Annotated in this window: 20 protein-coding genes; 6 read left to right on the top strand and 14 right to left on the bottom strand. The window is 66.8% G+C overall.

Annotation, left to right across the window (positions count from 1 at the left end):
• Positions 1 to 362 precede the first annotated feature (362 nt).
• Complete coding sequence (locus A5733_RS28125; RefSeq protein ID WP_142254153.1) at positions 363 to 494, top strand: hypothetical protein; 132 nt, start codon at positions 363 to 365, stop codon at positions 492 to 494.
• A 78-nt stretch (positions 495 to 572) separates the two neighbouring features.
• Here the strand turns inward: A5733_RS28125 and A5733_RS22140 are convergent, their stop codons facing one another.
• The 3 genes from A5733_RS22140 to A5733_RS22130 form a co-directional block, all read right to left on the bottom strand.
• Positions 573 to 1580 (bottom strand): nitronate monooxygenase family protein, encoded by a 1008-nt coding sequence (locus tag A5733_RS22140; protein WP_076241680.1) that lies wholly within the window; start codon positions 1578 to 1580, stop codon positions 573 to 575.
• Positions 1581 to 1588: 8 nt separating this feature from the next.
• The gene (locus A5733_RS22135) at positions 1589 to 2344 is read right to left on the bottom strand and encodes a 3-hydroxyacyl-CoA dehydrogenase (protein ID WP_076241721.1); all 756 of its coding nucleotides are present in this window, start codon (positions 2342 to 2344) and stop codon (positions 1589 to 1591) included.
• Between the two features lie 64 nt (positions 2345 to 2408).
• A complete protein-coding gene (locus A5733_RS22130; RefSeq protein WP_067770191.1) occupies positions 2409 to 3500 on the bottom strand; it encodes a CaiB/BaiF CoA-transferase family protein in 1092 nt (363 codons plus the stop codon).
• 135 nt (positions 3501 to 3635) lie between these two features.
• Here A5733_RS22130 and A5733_RS22125 point away from each other — a divergent pair, with 135 nt between their 5' ends.
• Complete coding sequence (locus A5733_RS22125) at positions 3636 to 4439, top strand: enoyl-CoA hydratase (RefSeq protein ID WP_076241679.1); 804 nt, start codon at positions 3636 to 3638, stop codon at positions 4437 to 4439.
• A gap of 150 nt (positions 4440 to 4589) precedes the next feature.
• On the top strand, positions 4590 to 5852 hold the full coding sequence (gene tet(V) / locus A5733_RS22120; RefSeq protein ID WP_198938915.1) for a tetracycline efflux MFS transporter Tet(V): 1263 nt from the start codon (positions 4590 to 4592) through the stop codon (positions 5850 to 5852).
• A 5-nt stretch (positions 5853 to 5857) separates the two neighbouring features.
• On the opposite strand, the gene A5733_RS22115 is transcribed toward tet(V), so the two are convergent.
• Complete coding sequence (locus A5733_RS22115) at positions 5858 to 6376, bottom strand: gamma carbonic anhydrase family protein (RefSeq protein ID WP_076241720.1); 519 nt, start codon at positions 6374 to 6376, stop codon at positions 5858 to 5860.
• Between the two features lie 330 nt (positions 6377 to 6706).
• Between A5733_RS22115 and A5733_RS22110 the strand changes: the two genes are divergently transcribed.
• Positions 6707 to 7426, top strand: coding sequence for a fasciclin domain-containing protein (locus A5733_RS22110; RefSeq protein ID WP_076241677.1), 720 nt, complete (start codon positions 6707 to 6709; stop codon positions 7424 to 7426).
• 93 nt (positions 7427 to 7519) lie between these two features.
• Here the strand turns inward: A5733_RS22110 and A5733_RS22105 are convergent, their stop codons facing one another.
• Genes A5733_RS22105 through A5733_RS22095 form a run of 3 tightly spaced genes read right to left on the bottom strand, consistent with a single transcriptional unit; the run spans position 7520 to position 10611 of the window.
• A complete protein-coding gene (locus A5733_RS22105; RefSeq protein ID WP_067772051.1) occupies positions 7520 to 8662 on the bottom strand; it encodes an acyl-CoA dehydrogenase family protein in 1143 nt (380 codons plus the stop codon).
• Between the two features lie 3 nt (positions 8663 to 8665).
• Entirely contained in the window at positions 8666 to 9466 is an 801-nt protein-coding gene (locus tag A5733_RS22100) for a crotonase/enoyl-CoA hydratase family protein (protein ID WP_076241676.1), read from the bottom strand.
• A complete protein-coding gene (locus tag A5733_RS22095) occupies positions 9463 to 10611 on the bottom strand; it encodes a thiolase family protein (RefSeq protein WP_067772045.1) in 1149 nt (382 codons plus the stop codon). The genes A5733_RS22100 and A5733_RS22095 overlap by 4 nt, the downstream gene beginning before the upstream one ends.
• 202 nt (positions 10612 to 10813) lie before the next feature.
• Here A5733_RS22095 and A5733_RS22090 point away from each other — a divergent pair, with 202 nt between their 5' ends.
• Positions 10814 to 11605 (top strand): FadR/GntR family transcriptional regulator, encoded by a 792-nt coding sequence (locus tag A5733_RS22090; RefSeq protein WP_076241675.1) that lies wholly within the window; start codon positions 10814 to 10816, stop codon positions 11603 to 11605.
• A 36-nt stretch (positions 11606 to 11641) separates the two neighbouring features.
• Here the strand turns inward: A5733_RS22090 and A5733_RS22085 are convergent, their stop codons facing one another.
• From A5733_RS22085 to A5733_RS22075, 3 genes are all read right to left on the bottom strand, one after another.
• On the bottom strand, positions 11642 to 13396 hold the full coding sequence (locus A5733_RS22085; protein ID WP_076241674.1) for a DUF3556 domain-containing protein: 1755 nt from the start codon (positions 13394 to 13396) through the stop codon (positions 11642 to 11644).
• Between the two features lie 105 nt (positions 13397 to 13501).
• Entirely contained in the window at positions 13502 to 14014 is a 513-nt protein-coding gene (locus tag A5733_RS22080) for a DoxX family protein (protein ID WP_255376502.1), read from the bottom strand.
• Between the two features lie 22 nt (positions 14015 to 14036).
• A complete protein-coding gene (locus A5733_RS22075) occupies positions 14037 to 14801 on the bottom strand; it encodes an SDR family NAD(P)-dependent oxidoreductase (protein WP_076241672.1) in 765 nt (254 codons plus the stop codon).
• 24 nt (positions 14802 to 14825) lie between these two features.
• On the opposite strand from A5733_RS22075, the gene A5733_RS22070 reads away from it, so the two are divergent.
• Positions 14826 to 15461, top strand: coding sequence for a TetR/AcrR family transcriptional regulator (locus A5733_RS22070; protein ID WP_076241671.1), 636 nt, complete (start codon positions 14826 to 14828; stop codon positions 15459 to 15461).
• Here the strand turns inward: A5733_RS22070 and A5733_RS22065 are convergent.
• From A5733_RS22065 to A5733_RS22050, 4 genes are read right to left on the bottom strand one after another with little or no spacing between them, the layout of a single operon-like run.
• A complete protein-coding gene (locus A5733_RS22065) occupies positions 15425 to 16675 on the bottom strand; it encodes a DUF1298 domain-containing protein (RefSeq protein WP_076241670.1) in 1251 nt (416 codons plus the stop codon). The two genes, A5733_RS22070 and A5733_RS22065, sit on opposite strands and share 37 nt — an antisense overlap.
• Positions 16676 to 16678: 3 nt before the next feature.
• Entirely contained in the window at positions 16679 to 17590 is a 912-nt protein-coding gene (locus A5733_RS22060) for an alpha/beta fold hydrolase (protein ID WP_076241669.1), read from the bottom strand.
• A complete protein-coding gene (locus A5733_RS22055) occupies positions 17587 to 18303 on the bottom strand; it encodes a hypothetical protein (protein ID WP_142254152.1) in 717 nt (238 codons plus the stop codon). The genes A5733_RS22060 and A5733_RS22055 overlap by 4 nt, the downstream gene beginning before the upstream one ends.
• On the bottom strand, positions 18300 to 18908 hold the full coding sequence (locus A5733_RS22050; RefSeq protein WP_076241667.1) for an Mce protein: 609 nt from the start codon (positions 18906 to 18908) through the stop codon (positions 18300 to 18302). The genes A5733_RS22055 and A5733_RS22050 overlap by 4 nt, the downstream gene beginning before the upstream one ends.
• Positions 18909 to 18918: the final 10 nt, after the last annotated feature.

Genomic DNA, 18918 nt, shown 5'->3' with positions numbered 1-18918 from the left:
AGGGTCATAGCCAGCGCGCTCCAGCGACCCTGCAGTAGAAATCGGCAGCAATCTGCGCCCATGCCCCAGTCTTCTCGTCGATTTCCACGCCAGGGTTGTAGCCGGCGCGCTCCAGCGACCCTGCAGTAGAAATCGGCAGCAATCTGCGCCCATGCCCGAGTCTTCTCGTCGATTTCCACGCCAGGGTTGTAGCCGGCGCGCTCCAGCGACCCTGGAGTAGAAATCGGCGCCCACCGATGGCGCCCGAAGATGCCGCCGAAGCCGGGGCCTACTCGCCAGAAACCTACCCAAAAGTAGGATTGCCACCATTTTCCGAACCGTGACTCAAAGATTCCTTAATGGTGACCCATACGCTCAGTGTCATGTGGATCGACGACACCAGTGCCGATGTCATCAAGGTTGATTTCGAGGCTCTCTACCACGGCGATGTCCTCGTCGAGGGTGACACCTCGGAGCAGTTCGACACCTACCAGGAACTGCCGAAGGCAGTATGAGAAAACGCGCGCCTCGCGGCGCGCGTTTCCCATGTGAGTTTGCCGTAGCTTCGTTCACCACGGCCCGCAGTCCTCGTCTCAGGCGAGGACTGCTTCTCTTTCGTCTTCTCCAGCACCGATCATGTTCGCCAGCCGTCCGCTGATGATCTGCTCGGCTTCCGACACCATTCGCGACACCAACTCGCCGCAGGTGGGGATGTCGTTGATCAGGCCCATCGAGGTTCCGACCGACCAGATGCCCGCATCGAGGTCGCCGATCTCATAGACCTTCACGCCGCGTTTGCCGGCCACCAGATCCTTGACGTCCTCGAACTGGCCGCCGTCTTTGAGGATCTGCACCACCTCACGCGAGACCGTGTTGCTCGCCACCCGGGCGGTGTTGCCGAGGCTGCGGAAGATCAGCTCGGTGTCGAGCTCGGTGCCCGCCACGATCGCTTCCTTGACGTTCTGATGGATCGCCGATTCCACCGTGCACATGAACCGCGAGCCCATGTTGATGCCGTCGGCGCCCAGCGCCAGCGCGGCCACCAGACCACGTGCGTCGGCGAAACCGCCCGAGGCGATCATCGGGATCTCGATCTTGGCCGAGGCCGCCGGGATCAGCACCAGGCCCGGGATGTCGTCCTCGCCGGGGTGACCGGCGCACTCGAACCCGTCGATGCTGATGCCGTCCACACCCAGACTCTGCGCCTTGACCGCGTGACGCACCGAGGTGCACTTGTGCAGCACCTTGATCCCGTTGTCGTGGAACATCGGCAGATGCGGCGCCGGGTTGGAACCCGCGGTCTCGACGATCTTGATGCCGGAGTCGACGATCACCTGGCGGTACTCGTCGTATGGCGGCGGGTTGATCGTCGGCAGGATCGTCAGGTTCACCCCGAACGGCTTGTCGGTGAGCTCCCGACACCGCTCGATCTCCTTGGCCAGATCAGCCGGGGTGGGCTGGGTGAGCGCGGTGATGAACCCGAGCGCACCCGCATTCGCCACGGCCGCAACGAGTTCGGCGCGGCCGACCCACTGCATACCACCCTGCACGATGGGGTGCTCGACCCCGAACGTCTCGGTGAACTTCGTCTTCAATGCCATATCAGTCCTTACCTCGGGGCCATGCGGATCGCGCCATCCAGACGGATCACCTCGCCGTTGAGCATCGGGTTCTCGATGATGTGCACGGCCAGGGCACCGTACTCGTCGGGATCACCCAGCCGGGCCGGGTGCGGTACCTGCTGGCCCAGCGACTTCTGCGCCTCCTCGGGCAGCGAGCCCAGCAGCGGAGTCTTGAACAGACCCGGCGCAATGGTGCACACCCGGATCAGCTCACGCGACAGATCGCGCGCGATCGGCAGGGTCATGCCAACCACACCGCCCTTGGACGCCGAGTAGGCGGCCTGGCCGATCTGACCGTCGAACGCCGCCACCGACGCGGTGTTGATGATGACGCCGCGCTCCTCGCCTGCCAGCGGTTCGGTCTTCGCGATACGCTCCGCAGCCAGCCGGATCACGTTGAACGTGCCGATCAGATTGACCTCGACCACCTTGCGGAACCCGTCGAGCGGGAATGCCCCGTTTTTGCTCAGGGTCTTGATCGCGTTGCCGATACCGGCGCAGTTGACGTTGATCCGCACCGGGCCCAGCGATTCGGCGACGTCGAGCGCCTTGGAGACACCCGCTTCGTCGGTGACGTCGGTGGCCACGAACTTGGCCCGCTCCCCCAGCTCGGCCACCACCTCTTCACCTTTGAGGTCGATCACGACCACCTGGGCACCGGCATCCAGCAGCCGCTTGGTGGTGGCCAGGCCCAGACCGGATGCGCCGCCGGTGACGACGGCTACCGCGTCCTTGATCTCCATGTACCGCATTCCTTTCCGGCCGGCCCTGTGCCGACCCGTGGATTGTTCGAACTGAAACGGTGAACTAAACCCAGTCCCGCAGAACGGTTTCGGTGTCGGCTCCGCGTTCGCGCGGCGGGGTGGGCACGGCCGTGGTGCTGCGTGAGAAGCGCGGAGCCGGCATCGGCTGCAAGTTGCCCTCGTCGTCGAAGAACGTATTGCGCTCGGCGACATGCGGTTCGGTGAGCACCTCGGCGAACGACAGCACCGGCGTCGCACAGGCATCGGTACCGGCGAACACCTTGGCCCAGTGATCGCGGTCGTGGGCGGCGAACGCCTGGGTGAAGGCCTCGCGCAGCTCGGGCCAGCGGGCCATGTCGTTCTGGGCCGGCAGGTCGGCGTCCGCCAAGCCCAGCCCCTTGAGCAGCTCGGCGTAGAACTGCGGCTCGATCGCCCCGATCGCCATGTACTTGCCGTCGGCGGTCTCATAGGTGTCGTAGTACGGCGCACCGGTGTCGAGCATGTTGGTGCCGCGCTCGTCGGACCACAGGCCGTTGGCCCGGAAGCCCCACATCATCTGCATCAGCACCGACGAGCCGTCGACCATGGCCGCGTCGATCACCTGGCCCTTGCCCGAGGTCTGCCGCTCGAACAGCGCCGACAGGATGCCGACGAGCAGGAACATCGAGCCGCCACCGAAATCGCCGGCCAGGTTCAGCGGCGGTACCGGCCGCTCGCCCTTGCGTCCCACGGCGTGCAGCAGGCCGTTGAGCGAGATGTAGTTGATGTCGTGGCCGGCCTGCAGCGCTCGCGGCCCCTCCTGACCCCAGCCCGTCATCCGGGCGTAGATCAGCCGGTCGTTGACCTTGGCGCAGTCGTCGGGACCCAGCCCGAGGCGCTCGGTGACACCGGGTCGGTAGCCCTCGATCAGCACGTCGGCCTTGGAGATCAGGGTGAGGACCAGTTCACGGCCCTCGTCGCTCTTGAGATCGGCTGCCACCGAGCGTCGGTTGCGCAGCATCGAATCCCGGTCACCGGCGGGCACTCCGCCGCTCTTTCCGGGCCGCTCGATCCGCACCACATCGGCACCCAGATCGCCGAGGATCATCGCCGCATGCGGGCCGGGGCCGATGCCCGCCAGCTCCACAACGCGCAAACCTTGCAGTGGTCCTGCCATGCTCTACCGCCCCTTCGCGTGTTCGGCCACGGTTGACCGGTGACATAGCTTACTTGTATAACCTTCTCGACCGGCATGGCCATAGCCGGCCCCGCTCGGAGCGGGCCACTGGCCCGCCAGACTTAAGGTGCAGAGATGACCGTGACCCGCGAATACCCCGACGTGAAAGACGTATCCGTATCGCTCGAGGACGGCGTCCTGTCGGTGACGCTCAACCGACCCGACAGCCTCAACTCCCTGACCCAGGACATGTTGACCGCGATCGCCGACGCCATGGAGCTGGCCGCCACCGACCCGGAGGTGCGGGCGGTGCGCCTCGGCGGCGCGGGCCGTGGATTCAGCTCGGGCGCCGGCATCAGCGAGGAAGATCAGAACGCCAAGAGCCACGACGCCGCAGGCGTGCTCGATGCGGCCAACCGCGCCGTCGCCTCGATCGTGAATCTGCCCAAGCCGGTCGTCTCGGTCGTTCAGGGGCCGGCCGCGGGCGTCGGGGTGTCACTGGCGCTGGCTGCCGATGTGGTGCTCGCCTCCGATCAGGCGTTCTTCCTGCTGGCCTTCACCAAGATCGGACTGATGCCCGACGGCGGCGCCTCGGCCCTGGTGGCGGCGAACATCGGCCGCGCCCGGGCGATGCGCCTGGCGCTGCTGGCCGACCGCCTCAGCGCGACCGACGCCTACGACTGGGGCTTGGTCAGCGCGGTGTACCCGGCCGACGAGTTCGACGCCGCGGTGGACAAGGTGATCGCCAAGCTGCGCTCCGGACCGGCGGTCGCGCTGCGCGAGACCAAGCAGGCCGTCAACGCCGCCACGCTCACCGAGCTCGAGGGCGCCTTCGCCCGGGAGCGCGAAGGGCAGCTGAAGCTGTTGGTGTCCAACGACTTCCGCGAGGGCACCCAGGCCTTCCAGCAGAACCGGCGTCCGGAGTTCTCCGACCAGTAGGGGCGCCCCTTACCTCGGCGAGCAGACATAAACCGGTACCTTCTCGGCCGAAAAGGTACCGGTTTATGTCTGTTCGGCGAGGAAAATCGTTGGACGCGGACCGCGCCGGGTGGGCACCATCGAACGGTGAGCGCCCAGCACGACATCGAGTTGCCGGTCCGCGCGGCCGGCGGCTGGCGGGTGCTCGCGCCTTTTCGCATCCGTGAATACCGGTTGCTGATCGCAGCCGTGACGCTGTCGATCTTCGCCGAGGGCATGTGGTCGGTGGTGATGGCCCTACAGGTCATCGCGATCGACAACGATCCGGCCTCGCTGTCACTGGTGGCCACCTGCCTGGGCGCCGGGTTGGTGGCGTTCGTCCTCGTCGGCGGTATCGCCGCGGACCGGTTCAACCAACGTGCCATCATCATTGCGGTCGAAACGGTCAATCTGGCAACGGTATCCACGGTGGCGGTGCTGGGCCTGCTCGATGCCCTGAAGATCTGGCACATGGCTGTCGCCGCAGGCATTCTCGGCATCGCCGCCGCATTCTTCTTCCCGGCCTACAGCGCGATCCTGCCGCGCATCCTGCCACCCGAACAGTTGTTGGCGGCCAACGGTGTCGAAGGTGTGGTGCGGCCGGTCTTCCAGCGTTCCATCGGTCCCGCGATAGCGGGCATGGTGATCGCCGCAGCGTTCCCCGCCCTGGGCGCGGTGGTGGTGGCGGTGTTGTTCGGACTGGGTTTGGCGCTGCTGGTGGCCACCCGCCCGGCGCCGAATCCCGCTGTGCCACAAGAAAACACCGCGCGGCCGCGGGTATTGCAGGATCTGCGTGAGGGTTTCGCGTTCATGGTGCGCACCCCGTGGCTGCTGTGGACGCTGCTGTTCGCGAGCCTGTTCGTACTCGTCGTGCTCGGACCGATCGAGGTGCTGTTGCCGTTCATCGCCGCCGACCGGTTCCACGACGGTGCCCGGGCCTACGGATTCATCCTGGCGTTCTTCGGATTCGGCAGTGCGCTGGGCGCATTGACGGTGTCATCGCGGCGCATGCCGCGCCGCTACTTGACCACCATGATGCTGATGTGGGGCATGGGTTCGGTGCCGCTGGTGATCGTCGGCGTCACCTCGTCGTTCCCGTTGATGGCCCTGGCCACGTTCTGCGTCGGCGTTACCGACGGCGCCGGAATGGTGATCTGGGGAACGCTGCTGCAGCGCCGGGTGCCCACGGAAATGCTGGGCCGGGTGTCGAGCCTGGACTTCTTCGTGTCGCTGGCGTTCATGCCGGTGTCGTTTGCGATCGTCGGCCCGCTGTCCAAGGTGGTCTCGATGGAGTCCATCTTCCTGGTGGCCGGGCTGCTGCCGGCACTGCTGGCGGCGGTGGCGGTCACCGCCGCCCGGATGCCCCGTGACGAGCTCGCCCACCCGCTGCGCTGACCGCCTCAGGCCTCTCGGTGCAACCCGGTGAGATGTGTGTAGGCGGCGGCGTTGAGCTGGTTGTGGCCGACTTCGTCGTCGCTGAGTTCACGGCGCACCTTGGCCGGCACCCCGGCCACCAGCGAGCGCGGCGGCACCACCATGCCCTGCGGCACCACGGCGCCGGCGGCCACCAGGGAACCGGCGCCGATCACCGCACCGTTGAGCACCACCGCACCCATCCCGACCAGGCTGTCCTGCTCGACGGTGCAGCCGTGCAGCACCACGTTGTGGCCGACGGTCACCCCGGCGGCGATCCGGCACGGGAAACCCGGGTCGACGTGAACGGTCACCCCGTCCTGGATGTTGCTGTTCTCGCCGACCTCGATGGGCTCGACCTCGGCGCGCAGCGTGGCGCCGTACCAGACGCTGGCGCCGGCAGCCAGCGAAACCTGGCCGATCACACTGGCATTGGGCGCGAGCCAGGCCTCCGGGTCGATCTTGGGAGTATGACCAGCGACAGAAACGATCAAGGGCTCAGGCATGCCGGTCATGGTAGTCAGCCGGGCTGGTCGGTCACCGAACAAGGGCAGCCGAGGCCGACGGCGCGCACAACCCGGTGTTCCGGCTGCCGGCGTGCTGTGCATCAACATTCGAAAAGCCCAGCGCAGAGGCGTCGCGGCCGTTGCACTGGACAATTGGTCTTTGGTGTAAGCGCAATGTTGGCCTTACCATCCGATGCGGCGCCGCGGGGAACGCTGAGGTTGTCGTGTTCGCTCGCCAGACCGGTCGCCGTAGTCGCGCGGAGGACCCGCGTAACGCGTCACCGGCAGCCGACGAATACAGGCTAGGACGAGCGGGAGGAAAACCCACCGATGAAGACGCGCACCACGACACTGGGCTTCGCTGCGGCGGTCGCCGCGATCACGGCTTCTCTGCCGTTGTCGGTCACCGCAAACGCCGACCCGGCGCCGACCACGACGGCCGCCCCGGTGGTGGAGATCCCCGACCCGCAGGGATCGGGCTGCGACAACTTCAAGAAGGCCATGCCGGAGTGGAAGAGCCTCGCGACGCTGCCGGCCGGCAAGGTGCTGGCCAGCATCCCCGACATCAGCACGTTCAACGCCGCGCTGTCCGGCGGGTTGAACCCTGAGGTGAACATCGTGCCGGTGCTCGACAACGGCCCGTACGTGATCTTCGCGCCCACCAACGCGGCCTTCGATGCCATGGCGCCCGGGCAGCTCGACGCCCTCAAGTCCGATCCGGCCGCGCTCACCAGCTTCGACTACTACCACGCGTTCCTCGGCCTGCTCGGGCCCGACGACGTGAAGGGTCAGCGCCCCACCCAGCAGGGCGCCGAGGTCAAGGTGACCGGCAAGGGCGGCGACATCAAGGTCAACGACACCGCCAAGCTGGTCTGCGGCCCCATCCAGGCGGAGAACGCCCGCATCTACCTGATCGACACCGTGCTGGATCCCAACTCGCCGCCGGACGCCCTGGTGCCGACGGTGTCGGGTACCACCACCACGCCGACCACCACGACCACGCAGGCTGCGGAGCCCGAGACCCCGGCCGCCGACGCGCCGATCGGCTGATCCTTCAGCGCGAGCAGACACAAAACCGCACCTTTTCACGTGAAAAGGTGCGGTTTTGCGTCTGGTCGCGGAAAAAACTAGACCCCGAGCCGGCTAGACGCCCAAGTCGCGGCCGATGATCTCCTTCATGATCTCGGTGGTGCCACCGAAGATCGTCTGGATGCGTCCGTCGACGTAGGCCCGCGCCACGCGGTACTCCATCATGTAGCCGTAGCCGCCGTGCAGCTGCACGCAGTTGTCGACGACCTTCTTGGCCACCTCGGTGGCCCACCACTTGGCCTTGGCGGCTTCCACCGCGGTCAGCTCACCGTCGACGACGCCCTGCAGGCAGCGGTCGATGTAGTTCTCGGTGACCTCGAGTTCGGTTTCCATCTCGGCGAGCAGGAACCGGTTGTGCTGGAAGCTGCCGATCGACTGGCCGAATGCCTTGCGGTCCTTGGCGTACTGCAGCGTCTCCTGGAAGACCGCGCGCGCGCCGTAGATGGCCGAGATCGCGATCGACAGCCGCTCCGAGGGCAGGTTGGTCATCAGGTGGTAGAACCCGCGACCCTCCTTGCCCAGCAGGTTGGCGTTGGGCACCCGCACGTTCTCGAAGTTCAGCTCCGAGGTGTCCTGTGAGTGCAGGCCCATCTTGTCGAGCTTGCGGCCGCGAGTGAAGCCCTCCATGCCCCGCTCCACCACAAACAGCGTGAAGCCCTTGTGGCCGGCCTCGGGATCGGTGCGCGCCACCACGACGCACAGGTCGCAGTTGATACCCGACGAGATGAAGGTCTTGGAGCCGTTGATGATCCAGTCGTCCCCGTCGCGCACCGCCGAGGTGCGGATGCCGGCCAGGTCGCTGCCCGCACCCGGTTCGGTCATGGCGACGGCGATGATGGTCTCGCCGCTGGCGATGCCGGGCAGCCAGCGCTTCTTCTGCTCGTCGTTGGTCAGGTCCTTGAAGTAGGGGCCGACGACGTCGTTGTGCAGGCTCAGTGCGGGGCCGTGCACGCCGGCCTTGGCGATCTCTTCGTCGATGATCGCGTTGAACCGGAAGTCATCCGACCCGCCGCCGCCGAACTCCTCGGGCATGTTGAACCCGATGACGCCGTACTTGCCGGCCGCGGTGTAGGCCGACCGGTCGACGATCCGCTCGGTCTCCCACTTCTCGGAGTGCGGCACGAGCTCACGCTCGATGTACTCCTTGACGGTCTCGCGGAACGCTTCGTGTTCTGCGGTGTAGATCGTTCGCTTCATGATTTACCTTGCCTTCCAAACAGGTTCGCGCTTTTGGGCGAAGGCCAGCGGCCCTTCCTTGGCGTCCTCGGTCTGCAGCAGGGTGCTGAACTCGCGGTTGGTGCGCTTCCAGCCGTCCTTGTCTCCGACGACGACGCCGTCCTCGACGCCGTAGGCCACCCGCTTGGAGGCCTGCACGGCCAGCGGCGCGTTGCCGGTGATCCGCTCGGCCAGCTTGAGTGCCGCGTCCACGACGGTCCCGTCGGGCACCACCTGGTTGATCAGGCCCCAGCGCAGCGCGTCGGCCGAGGTCATCGGCTCACCGGTAAACAACAGCTCGTTGGCCACCTTGCGGGGCAGCTGCTCGGCGATGCGGAACACGCCACCGGCACCGGCGATCAGACCCCGCTTCACCTCGGGCAGACCGAATTTCGCGCTTTCCTCCGCGACGATCAGGTCACTTGCCAACGCCAGTTCGGTGCCGCCGCCCAGGGCGGTGCCGTTGACCGCGGCGATGGTCGGCTTGTCGATGAAGTGGCTGACGTAGCCGGCGAAGCCGTATTCCGGATGCTCGGGGTGAAAGAGGTTCTCCCCCCGCGAGATTGCCTTCAGATCGGCACCGGCGCAGAACGACTTGTCGCCGGACCCGGTGAGCACGACCGCGCGGATCTCCGGGTCGTTCTGGGCCTGTTCCAGCGCGTCGCCGACGGCGATGCTGACCGAGGCGTTGATCGCGTTGCGCGCCTCGGGCCGGTTGATCGTGATCAGCAGGACGTTCCCACGCTTGTCGACGATCGCGCCGGGCTGGGTGTCGGCGTCGGTCACAGGAGCTCCAGGATGGTCGCGTTGGCCTGGCCGCCACCCTCGCACATGGTCTGCAGGCCGTACTGAATGTTGTTGTCGCGCATGTGATACAGCAGCGTGGTCAGGATGCGGGCACCGGAGCCGCCGAGCGGGTGACCCAGGGCGATCGCCCCACCGTTGGGGTTGAGCCGGCTCTCGTCGGCGCCGATGTCCTTGAGCCAGGCCATCGGCACCGGGGCGAACGCCTCGTTGACCTCGAACACGCCGATGTCATCGACGTTCAGACCGGACTTCTTCAAAGCCTTCTGAGTGGCCGGGATCGGCGCGGTCAGCATGATGACCGGGTCGGCGCCGGCCAGCACCGCGGTGTGCACCTTGGCAAGCGGCTTGAGCCCCAGGTCTTTTGCCTTGTCGGCCGACATGATCAGTAGCGCGGCCGACCCGTCGGAGATCTGGCTGGAGTTACCGGCGTGGATGACGCCGTCCTCCTTGAAGGCCGGCTTGATCGCGGCCATCGACTCGACGGTGCCGCCGCGGCGGATGCCGCCGTCTTCCAAGACGACGTTTCCGTCCTGATCCTTGATCCCGACGATCTGATCCTTGAACGCGCCGGAATCCTGTGCGGCCGCGGCCTTCTCATGCGAACGTAGGGAGAACTCGTCGAGCTGGGTGCGCGACAGGACCCACTGCTCGGCGATCATCTCGGCACCGACACCCTGGTTGGGGTTCTGCCCGTTGTAGCGCTCCCGGAAGGCCTCCGGGTACGGATGCCCGCCGTTGGCCAGCGAGGAGCCCATCGGCGTGCGCGACATCGACTCGACACCACCGGCGACGACGACGTCGTAGTGACCGGCCACCACACCGGCCACGGCGAAGTGCAGCGACTGCTGGCTCGAACCACACTGGCGGTCGACGGTCACGCCGGGCACGGTCTCGGGCCAGCCGGCGGTCAGCACGGCGGTGCGGGCGATGTCGAGGGCCTGCTCACCGGCCTGCATGACGCAGCCCCAGATGACGTCGTCGACGAGGGCAGGGTCGACGCCGGCGCGCTCCACCAGGCCGTTGAGCACCTGGGCCGACAGCTCCGCCGGGTGCACACCCGACAGGGCGCCGTTGCGCTTCCCGATAGGTGACCGGACAGCCTCGACGATGACGGCTTCAGCCATGACTTCTCCTTTGAAGGGTTGTGGCGCGACCCCCTTAGAGCTCGACGGGTCGCTCGAGGTGAAAATAGACCAGTAGGTTTACTAGGTCAACCTACTGGTTGGTAGAGCTGATGTACCGTCCAAGAGAGGCCTAGATGGTTTACTGAGTTGCACAGCTGGGCCGCCCGGCCCGTAATCGACCTTGTCTACCTGGGAGTGTCTGGTGGCTAGAACCACACCACTGGCGCCGATGATCGGCCCCGACGCGATCGCACCGCAGGCGCCGGTCCGTTCCCCGAAGACGGCCGAGCTCGTCGCGGGCACCCTGCGGCGGATGGTCGTCGACGGCCAGCTCAAAGAGGGCGACTTCCTGCCCAACGAAGCCGAGCTGATGGAGCACTTCGGCGTCAGCCGCCCCACCCTCCGCGAGGCCGTGCGGGTGCTGGAATCCGAGCGTCTGGTCGAGGTGCGGCGTGGCTCGCGCACCGGCGCCCGGGTGCGGGTGCCCGGCCCCGAGATCGTCGCCCGCCCCGCCGGTCTGCTGCTCGAGCTGTCCGGCGCCGACATCGCCGACCTGTTGGTGGGCCGCGCGGCGATCGAGCCGATGGCCGCGCGGCTGTTGGCCGAGAAGGGCGACGAGGCGGCGTTCGCCGAACTGGAACGCATGCTCGACGAGCACATCCCCACCGACCACCAATCGGACCGGTTGGCCGAGACCACCGGCGACTTTCACCGCCGGGTGGTCGAACTGTCGGGCAATGCCACCCTCGGCATCATCGCCGGCATGTTGCACGAGATCACCGTGCGCCACCATGCCTTTCTGTTCAAGGAGCGCCGGCCGGTGTCGAAGGCCGACTACGACAAGCTGATGCGCTCCTACCGCAAGCTGATCCAGCTCATCCGCTCTGGTGACGGCGACGCCGCCGAGGCGCACTGGCGCAAACACCTCGACACTGCCCGCGTCCTCATGCTGCAGGACATCGAGAGCGTCAAGGTGCGCGACGTCATGCGCTGAGCCGATTTCCGCCGAGCGTGCGTTCAGATCGCAAAATCAGCCCGAATCGCGCTCTGAACGCACCGTCGATGCCGCTTCCTCGACATGCACCGGTATTTCGTCGTCCCAGGGCTGACGGGTCACCATGTCGGCGACCTTGACGTAACCCCGCTCGAACTCGCCGGTGGCCGCGTCGACGAGCCGGTACTGCTGGGTCTGACGCTGGATCGGCTGCGCATCGAGAATCACCACCCGCACCTCCCCCGGCTCGAAATGGCAGCGCTTCTGCAACGCGGCGATCAGTTGCTCGTTGCTCATATGGCCGTCACCGAAGTTCCAGCCGATGGCCGTGGAGACGATCCGCTCCCCGTCGGTCAGCACATAGTCGTCCTCGTTGTGCCCGACCATCGCGCGGTGCGCCAGCGTGAACAGCGCCCGGCCGTGAGAGTTGAACCCGCGGAACGCATATCCCATGTACAGGTACATCTGGGCGGTCTCCGGGCTGCCGTAGTACCGCTCCATCTGCGAGGCCGGCATGCTGGCGATCGCCACGATGCCCTTCTCGATCTTCTCCGCGGCCGAGGGCTTGACGCACCACAGTGAGGTGTCCCAGTTGCCCGCGTAGTAGCGCATCCCGGGCAGGAAGGAGATCTTGCGCGGGAACAGGTTTCCCAGCACGACGGTGGTGACCGACACGGCGAACAGCACGATGGGCCACGGGCTGTTCAGGTCCCCGAGCCCGATCCCGGCGTGCCCGACGAACAGCGCCAGCACGCTGAACATCATGAAGACGTTCCACTCCAGCGGCACGCCCATGGGGATCGAACTCAGGATGCCGAAGTGGAAGACCAGCATGACGAACGCGGCGATCGCGGTCGGCCAGCCGCCGTGCGAGAAGAACAGCACCAACGGCACCAAACCCTCGATCACGGTGGAGAAGTGGGCCAGGAAGCGGGACGGACGGCCCGGGCGCAAATCGTCCGGGAAGTGTTCGAAGAACTTCCGTTTGATCCAGCGGGGCCGGAAGATCGGGTTGTTGCTCATCATCGTCGAGATGACGAACGGGAAGTGCTTGGTCAGCTTCGACGACGCCGCACCGATCCAGATGGTCAGGCAGATCAGCTTGGCGGCGATGACGATGTCGGCGCCGCTGAACAGGAAGCAGACCGCCAGCGCGCCGTAGACCTCGCCGCGCGCGGCCAGGAAGATCACCTTGTCCCGCAGACCGGCCAGGGCCAGCAGGCCGATGATCGTTGCCGTCTGCCACACCGGCAGGATGCCGATCTGGGTACCCAGTTCGGGGATGGGCCCCGTCCCTTGCGAGGACAGTGCCACCACCAGCATGACCAACAACGCCCCGTAGAGCGCGACGTCGAGCAGGGTACGGTCGTCGCCCTTGGTCAGCGGCACCCGGTTGGGCCAGGGTGGCAGCCGGATCGTCTTGGGCCGCAACCAGTACAGGATCGAGCCCATGGGTGGGAAGAACCGGTTGTTGAGGGGGCCGAAACCACAGCCGAGGCCGATGACCTCGAACATCATCGTGTAGAAGATGACCTTCTGGTAGACGATCGGCTCGGCATACCAGGAGGCGACGTTCGTGAAGCCGTCGACTCCTTCGGTCGTCAGCGCAATCAACCACGCACCGAGAATGTAGAGCAGGATCTTGACGACGTAGAACAGGTGCAGCACGACCGGTGTCCCGAATCCGACCTCGGCCCAGTGGCGCGCCATCGGCCGGATCTTCTCGGCGCGGCTGCCCTTACTCCATTCCTCGAAGTCGACCTGGGGAGCGACCTGTTTGAGAAAACCCATGCCAGCCAGATTAGAACGTGTTCTATTCCGCCCTCACGCGAACAGACGCAAACCGGTACTTCTTCGCTCGAAAAGGTACCGGTTTGCGTCTGTTCGGCGAGGAAATTAGGACTTGACCGGCGGGCGGTAGAAGATCGCCAACTGGCCGATGCCGCCGAGCAGGCCCAGCACCACCGCGATCGCCAGACCGCACCAGCCCTGGACGTAGTTCCACACGTCGGTGCCGGAGAACAACAGGTAGTCGAGGCTGTAGCGGCCGGCGCCCAGCCCGGCGATCGCGACCGCCGCGACGGCCAGGATCAGGTTGTACTCCCAGCCTTCCTTGACGATGAAGAAACCGTTGGCCCGGTGCACGGTCCAGGCCGCGACCAGCATCAGCGCCACGAAGCCGGCCGCCGGGATCGGGGTGAGCAGGCCGAGCGCCAGGCCGAGGCCGGCCGCGATCTCGGTGGGCGCCGCGACCCGGGCGTGGAACATGCCGGGTTTCATGCCGATGCTGTCGAACCATCCCGCGGTGCCGGGGATGCGGCCGCCGCCGAAGAACTTGTTGTAGCCGTGGGCGGCCATCGTCAGCCCGAGGACGACCCGCAGAACAAGGAGCGCTGTATCAGAAGCCACGTGACAGAATCTAGGCCATCTGTCACGCCGCTGCCCAGCCCCCGTCCACACTCAGGATCGCCCCGTGGACGTTTCGGGCGTCGTCACCGGCCAGGAACACGACAGACGCGGCCACTTCCTCGGGCGTGCTCATCCGCCGCGACGGGATGCGGGCCAGCACTGGGGCCACGTCGTCGGCCACGGCGGCGGCGCGTTCGGTCGCAATCGGTCCGGGGGCCACCGCGTTCACCCGGACCCCGCGTGGGCCGTACTCGACCGCCCACGACTTGGTCAGCGAGTGCACGGCCGCTTTGGTCGACGAGTACAGCGCCGACCGGTCTCCGCCGATCAGTCCGGTGATCGATCCGATGTTGATCACCGCGCCGTCGCCACGCTCGGCCATCGCCGGCACCAGGGCACCGGTGAGTAGGAACGGTGCGATCACGTTGGCCTGATAAGACTCGAGCAGGGCGGTTTCCGAGACTTCCTCGGTGGGTTGCGGCATCCCCCACACGGCCGCGTTGTTGACCAGGATGTCGATCTGCCCGCCGGCTGCCGCCAAGGCTTCTCGCGCCAGGCGGTGCACCTCGTCGCCTCCGGCACCCAGGTCGGCGGCGACGAATTCGGCTTGCCCTCCGGCAGCCCGGATCTCGGCGACGACGGCATCGCCGCGTTCCTTGTTCCGGCCGCTGACGACGACGAGGGCGCCTTCGGCCACCAGGGCCTTGGCAATGGCGACGCCGAGGCCTCCGGTGGAACCCGTGACAAGTGCTGTGCGGCCGCGCAAACGCGTAGTGTTTGGACTCATGAGTCCAGGTATAAGCCGCTGAAAATGGACCTGCAAGTCCAGAAACTGACGGCCAAGGGCGCGGCCACCAGACGCCGCATCATCGAGGGTGCCGCCGCGGTGATCCGCAGCAACGGCGTGGCCGCGGCCACGCTCGACGACATCCGCGCGCACACCCAGACCTCCAAGAGCCAGCTGTTCCACTACTTCCCCGACGGCAAGGAGCAGCTTCTGCTCGCGGTCGCCGAGCGTGAGGCCCAGATGGTGCTGGAAGACCAGCAGCCCTACTTGGGTGAGCTGACCTCATGGGCCGCGTGGCAACGTTGGCGCGACGCAGTGGTCGAGCGTTATCGACGTCAGGGCCAGAGCTGCCCGTTGAGCCTGCTCATGTCGGAAATCGGGCGCACCACCCCCGGCGCCCAGGCGGTCACCAAAGCCCTGTTGCAGCAATGGCACGACGAGATCGCCGCGGGAATTCGGCACATGCAGGCGCAGGGCAAGGTCGCCGCCGATCTGGACGCCGACCGGGTCGCGGCCGCGCTGTTGGCCGGAATCCAGGGTGGCGTCAGCGTCCTGCTGGCCTCCGGCGATCTGAGCTATCTGGAGGCCGCCCTGGACGTCGGCATCGCCATGCTGCGCCGCGGTCAACCGCCCAGCGCCGCCTCCAGCCGCGCGAGGTAAGCGTTGATATCCCCGACTGCCGACCGGGCGGCATGCACGCTGACCGCCACCGTCTGCCCGATCCCGTGCACGCCGTGGGTCAGCCCCATCATCGGTGACAGCGAGGGGTAACCGGCTGTCACCACCACCGCAGCCTCACCGAACCGCAGATCCGCCGCGCCCCGGTTGACGCTGGACACCACGGTGTTGCCGGTGACCATAGGCGCCCGCACCGTCGGGTCGAATTGCGCGACGCCCCACCGCAACAACGGGGCCGGGGTGGCGGCGAATGCTCGGCCGGCCGCGATCATGCCCGGGTGAGCCGCGCGGCGTCGGCGCTCGGCGAAATCCGCCGTGATATGCACGATCCGGTCTGGTACGGCGAGTTCGGGATACAAACCGATGCCGACGTTGCCGAAGTGGTTGTGCGCGTGGCGAATACCTGATTTAGCCATGGGCACCTCGGCCGCGAGCGCGCTCGTATCGTCGCCGAATTCACGCAGATGCCCGTCCAGGGCCGACGAGATCGCGGTCAGGGCTCCGATGGTGACCGTGGGTCCGGGGATCTGTGAACGCTGCCGGATGATGGTGCGCACCCAACGCCCACCGGTCGGCTCGGTATTGCTGTGCAACACCGGACGCGACGGCGCCGGCGCCGGCACGACACCGGATTCGGTGTCGCGGACCAGCTTCCGCTGAGTGCGGGCTGCCTCGATCGCCCGCCAGGGCAGCCGGGCGGCCGGAAAGCGAGGTACGGACACCGGCACCACGGGCTCGGCGCGGCCGAACAGCCACGCGGCCAGCGCCGAGGCCCGGGTCCCGTCGGCAAGGGCATGCGAGATCTGCAACACCGCGACAGTGCCCGTCGCGGCACCGGGAATCGCACGGACCCGGGGGAATATGTGCAGGCGCCAGGCTGCGACGGTGACGTCGAGCTGATGGTCGGCCAGCTGCGCGACGGCGTCCAGGCACTCGTTCCAGCCGAGCTCACCGTGGTGGATCGCGAACTGGTCTTCGCCCACCGTCCGCGGCATCCAGGCCGGGTAGGTCAGCCGGCAGTCGTCACGGATACGCAGGGTCAGGTCCGGGCAGTGCTGGGCACGCATCCGGATCTCGGCCACCGTGGCACCGAGATCCGCGGGCACTCCGTCGAATCCGTAGAGCAGGAACTGATCGTTGGGCAGTTTGGCCGACATCCACCAGTTCTGGGCGTCGATTGCGGCCAGTCGGCGCACCGGTCAGTTCCGTCCGGGACTACCGATGAAATCCACGATCTGTCGCCCGACCGCGTCCGGCCGGTCCAACTGCAGGAAATGTCCGGCGTGGTCGATGATGCCCACGGCACTGCCGCTCGGCAGGATCTCCTCGACCCACCGGGCGTAATCCGGTGCGGCACAGCCGTCATCGGTGCCGTGCAGATACAGTGTCGGCAGCACCGGCGCGGACAGCCAGTGCTGGTGGAGCTCGGCATACTGGGCCGGCGGCTTGCTGCCGCGCAGCATCGCCCGGTAGTAACCGAGCGCGGCCCGCCAGCGGTCGGGCGCTCCGATCGCGGCGTCGACGTGGCGCACGTCCTCGGCGGCGTCGTAGCCGGGTGACCATTGCTTCCACAGTTTCGGCACCACCCACGACGCGGATCGCTCAGGCAGCCAAGGCAATTGGAAGTACATCATGTACCAACTGCGGGCGAACTGACGCGGCAACTGGGCGATCAGCCGGCCTGTGTCGGGCACCCGGCCCAGCGGCCGGAACGACGCCGACGGCGGGACCGACATGATCACCGATTTTGTGAACGGGCTGTCCGGCATCGCCGCCAGACCCGAGGCGGTGATGGCGCCCCAGTCGTGGCCGATCAGCGCATCGTTTCCCGTCGGTCCGGCGGCGTCCAGCACCCGCAGCGCATCATCCATCAGCGCCCCGACGTGATAACTGCCGTCGCTGGGAATCGACGACGGCACGTAGCCGCGCAGGAACGGCGCCACCACCTTCCAGCCGGCATCGGCCAGCATCGGCGCCACCTTCCGCCAGCCGTAGGCGGTATCGGGAAAACCGTGCAGGCACAACGCCACCGGCCCGTCGTCGGGGCCCCACACCAACGCCCGCAGCTGTACCGCGGGAGTGTTCACGTCGATCCAGCGCGGCTCACTCATGGCTGCACCGGCTCGTACTGGGACAGCAACCACTGGTCACCCTCTTTGACCATCGTGGCCCGCACGATCGACAACGTCTTCTCCGGCATCTTGTTACCCACCTGCACGCTCTGATCGACGTACATCACCACCTCGGCACGGTCGGGCTTCGCGCTCACCACTCCCACACGCTGCACATCGGCCACCGCGGCGATCTGCTGAGCATGCGCCGCGGGAATCACCTCGTTGATCATCGCGGTGTACGTCCCGAGGAACTCTCCGGTCATCCGGTCACGGGCCGCGGTCAGCTGCTGGTCGACGGTCTCGGTCTCATACGAGAGCATCTGGACGGTGATGTCCTTGGCCGCCTCGACGGATTCTGTTCGGGCGGTGGCACTTTCATGCTGGGTGACGATCAGCCAGCGTAACACCCCACAGGCCACCGCCAGGACCAGAGCCAGCGCCGCCAACACCAGCGGAATCCGTGAGCGGTTGCGCGACGGCTCGGGCTCGTCCGGCTCGTCGGCAGCCGAGGGCTCGTCCATCTGCGCCGCGTCCTCCGGCGCCGCGCTCTCAGTCTCGGCGGGCTCAGTCTCGGTGGGCTCGGTCTCGGTGGGCTCGGGTTCAGGTTGCTCGGCCGCGACCTTGTCGAGGCTCACCTGCTCTGTTGCCTCGGCAGATTCCGCCGCGGCCTTGCGACGCCCGGCCGGCGGCATCGTGTGTCGGCCGCTCACTGGATGAACTCCACGTTGGAAACCTTCGCCTTGCCGTCAACGTCCTGCACTGTCAACACCATTCGCCATACCTGGGGCGCCTGTTCGGGCACCCCGGCGTTGGTCGAGCGGATGGTCGCCGAGACGAGCACTTTGGCCTCATCTGGCGAGTAGGACTGCAACCCGGACGCCGTGACGGTGCCTACGGATTTCGATTTGATCTGTTTGACGACCTCAAGGAACGACTTCGAACGCTTGTCGAAGTCGTCGTAGAACGCGCCGGTCGAGGTGTCGAGCACTCTCTGGATGTCGTCCTCGGCGTGTTCCCAGTTGACGGTGGTCAGATTCACCGCGGCCTGACGTGCGGTGTCGACGAACATCTCGCGCCTCTGCTGTTCATGCTGAACCTGATAGAACTCGTATCCCGTCCAACCGGTCAGCGCTGCGAGCGCGACGACGAGTACCACGCCGAGAGCCGTCGGCGTCCGCAGAAAACGTCGCCGCTCGGGCACCGCCTGGTCGTCGTCCGCCGGTTCGGTCTCGTCGGCAACCTCGTCGTCCGCCTCGGCGGTCTCGTCGGCCTCGGTCTGCTCGACAGGCTCGGCGTCGGCGCTGTCGTCTGCCATACATCTGCTC

It is taken from the genome of Mycobacterium sp. NS-7484, assembly GCF_001953975.1.
Classification (GTDB): Bacteria; Actinomycetota; Actinomycetes; order Mycobacteriales; family Mycobacteriaceae; genus Mycobacterium.
This window is presented reverse-complemented; position numbering and strand designations above follow the sequence as displayed.

Bases quoted from the DNA above. Each gene is read 5' to 3' on its own strand.
- A5733_RS22085 (WP_076241674.1), bottom strand. From the start codon at position 13,396: ATGGGTTTTCTCAAACAGGTCGCTCCCCAGGTCGACTTCGAGGAATGG.
- A5733_RS22140 (WP_076241680.1), bottom strand. From the start codon at position 1,580: ATGGCATTGAAGACGAAGTTCACCGAGACGTTCGGGGTCGAGCACCCC.
- A5733_RS22105 (WP_067772051.1), bottom strand. From the start codon at position 8,662: ATGAAGCGAACGATCTACACCGCAGAACACGAAGCGTTCCGCGAGACC.
- A5733_RS22075 (WP_076241672.1), bottom strand. From the start codon at position 14,801: ATGAGTCCAAACACTACGCGTTTGCGCGGCCGCACAGCACTTGTCACG.
- A5733_RS22110 (WP_076241677.1), top strand. From the start codon at position 6,707: ATGAAGACGCGCACCACGACACTGGGCTTCGCTGCGGCGGTCGCCGCG.
- A5733_RS22070 (WP_076241671.1), top strand. From the start codon at position 14,826: ATGGACCTGCAAGTCCAGAAACTGACGGCCAAGGGCGCGGCCACCAGA.
- A5733_RS22095 (WP_067772045.1), bottom strand. From the start codon at position 10,611: ATGGCTGAAGCCGTCATCGTCGAGGCTGTCCGGTCACCTATCGGGAAG.
- A5733_RS22115 (WP_076241720.1), bottom strand. From the start codon at position 6,376: ATGCCTGAGCCCTTGATCGTTTCTGTCGCTGGTCATACTCCCAAGATC.
- A5733_RS22125 (WP_076241679.1), top strand. From the start codon at position 3,636: ATGACCGTGACCCGCGAATACCCCGACGTGAAAGACGTATCCGTATCG.
- A5733_RS28125 (WP_142254153.1), top strand. From the start codon at position 363: ATGTGGATCGACGACACCAGTGCCGATGTCATCAAGGTTGATTTCGAG.
- A5733_RS22060 (WP_076241669.1), bottom strand. From the start codon at position 17,590: ATGAGTGAGCCGCGCTGGATCGACGTGAACACTCCCGCGGTACAGCTG.
- A5733_RS22130 (WP_067770191.1), bottom strand. From the start codon at position 3,500: ATGGCAGGACCACTGCAAGGTTTGCGCGTTGTGGAGCTGGCGGGCATC.
- A5733_RS22050 (WP_076241667.1), bottom strand. From the start codon at position 18,908: ATGGCAGACGACAGCGCCGACGCCGAGCCTGTCGAGCAGACCGAGGCC.
- A5733_RS22135 (WP_076241721.1), bottom strand. From the start codon at position 2,344: ATGGAGATCAAGGACGCGGTAGCCGTCGTCACCGGCGGCGCATCCGGT.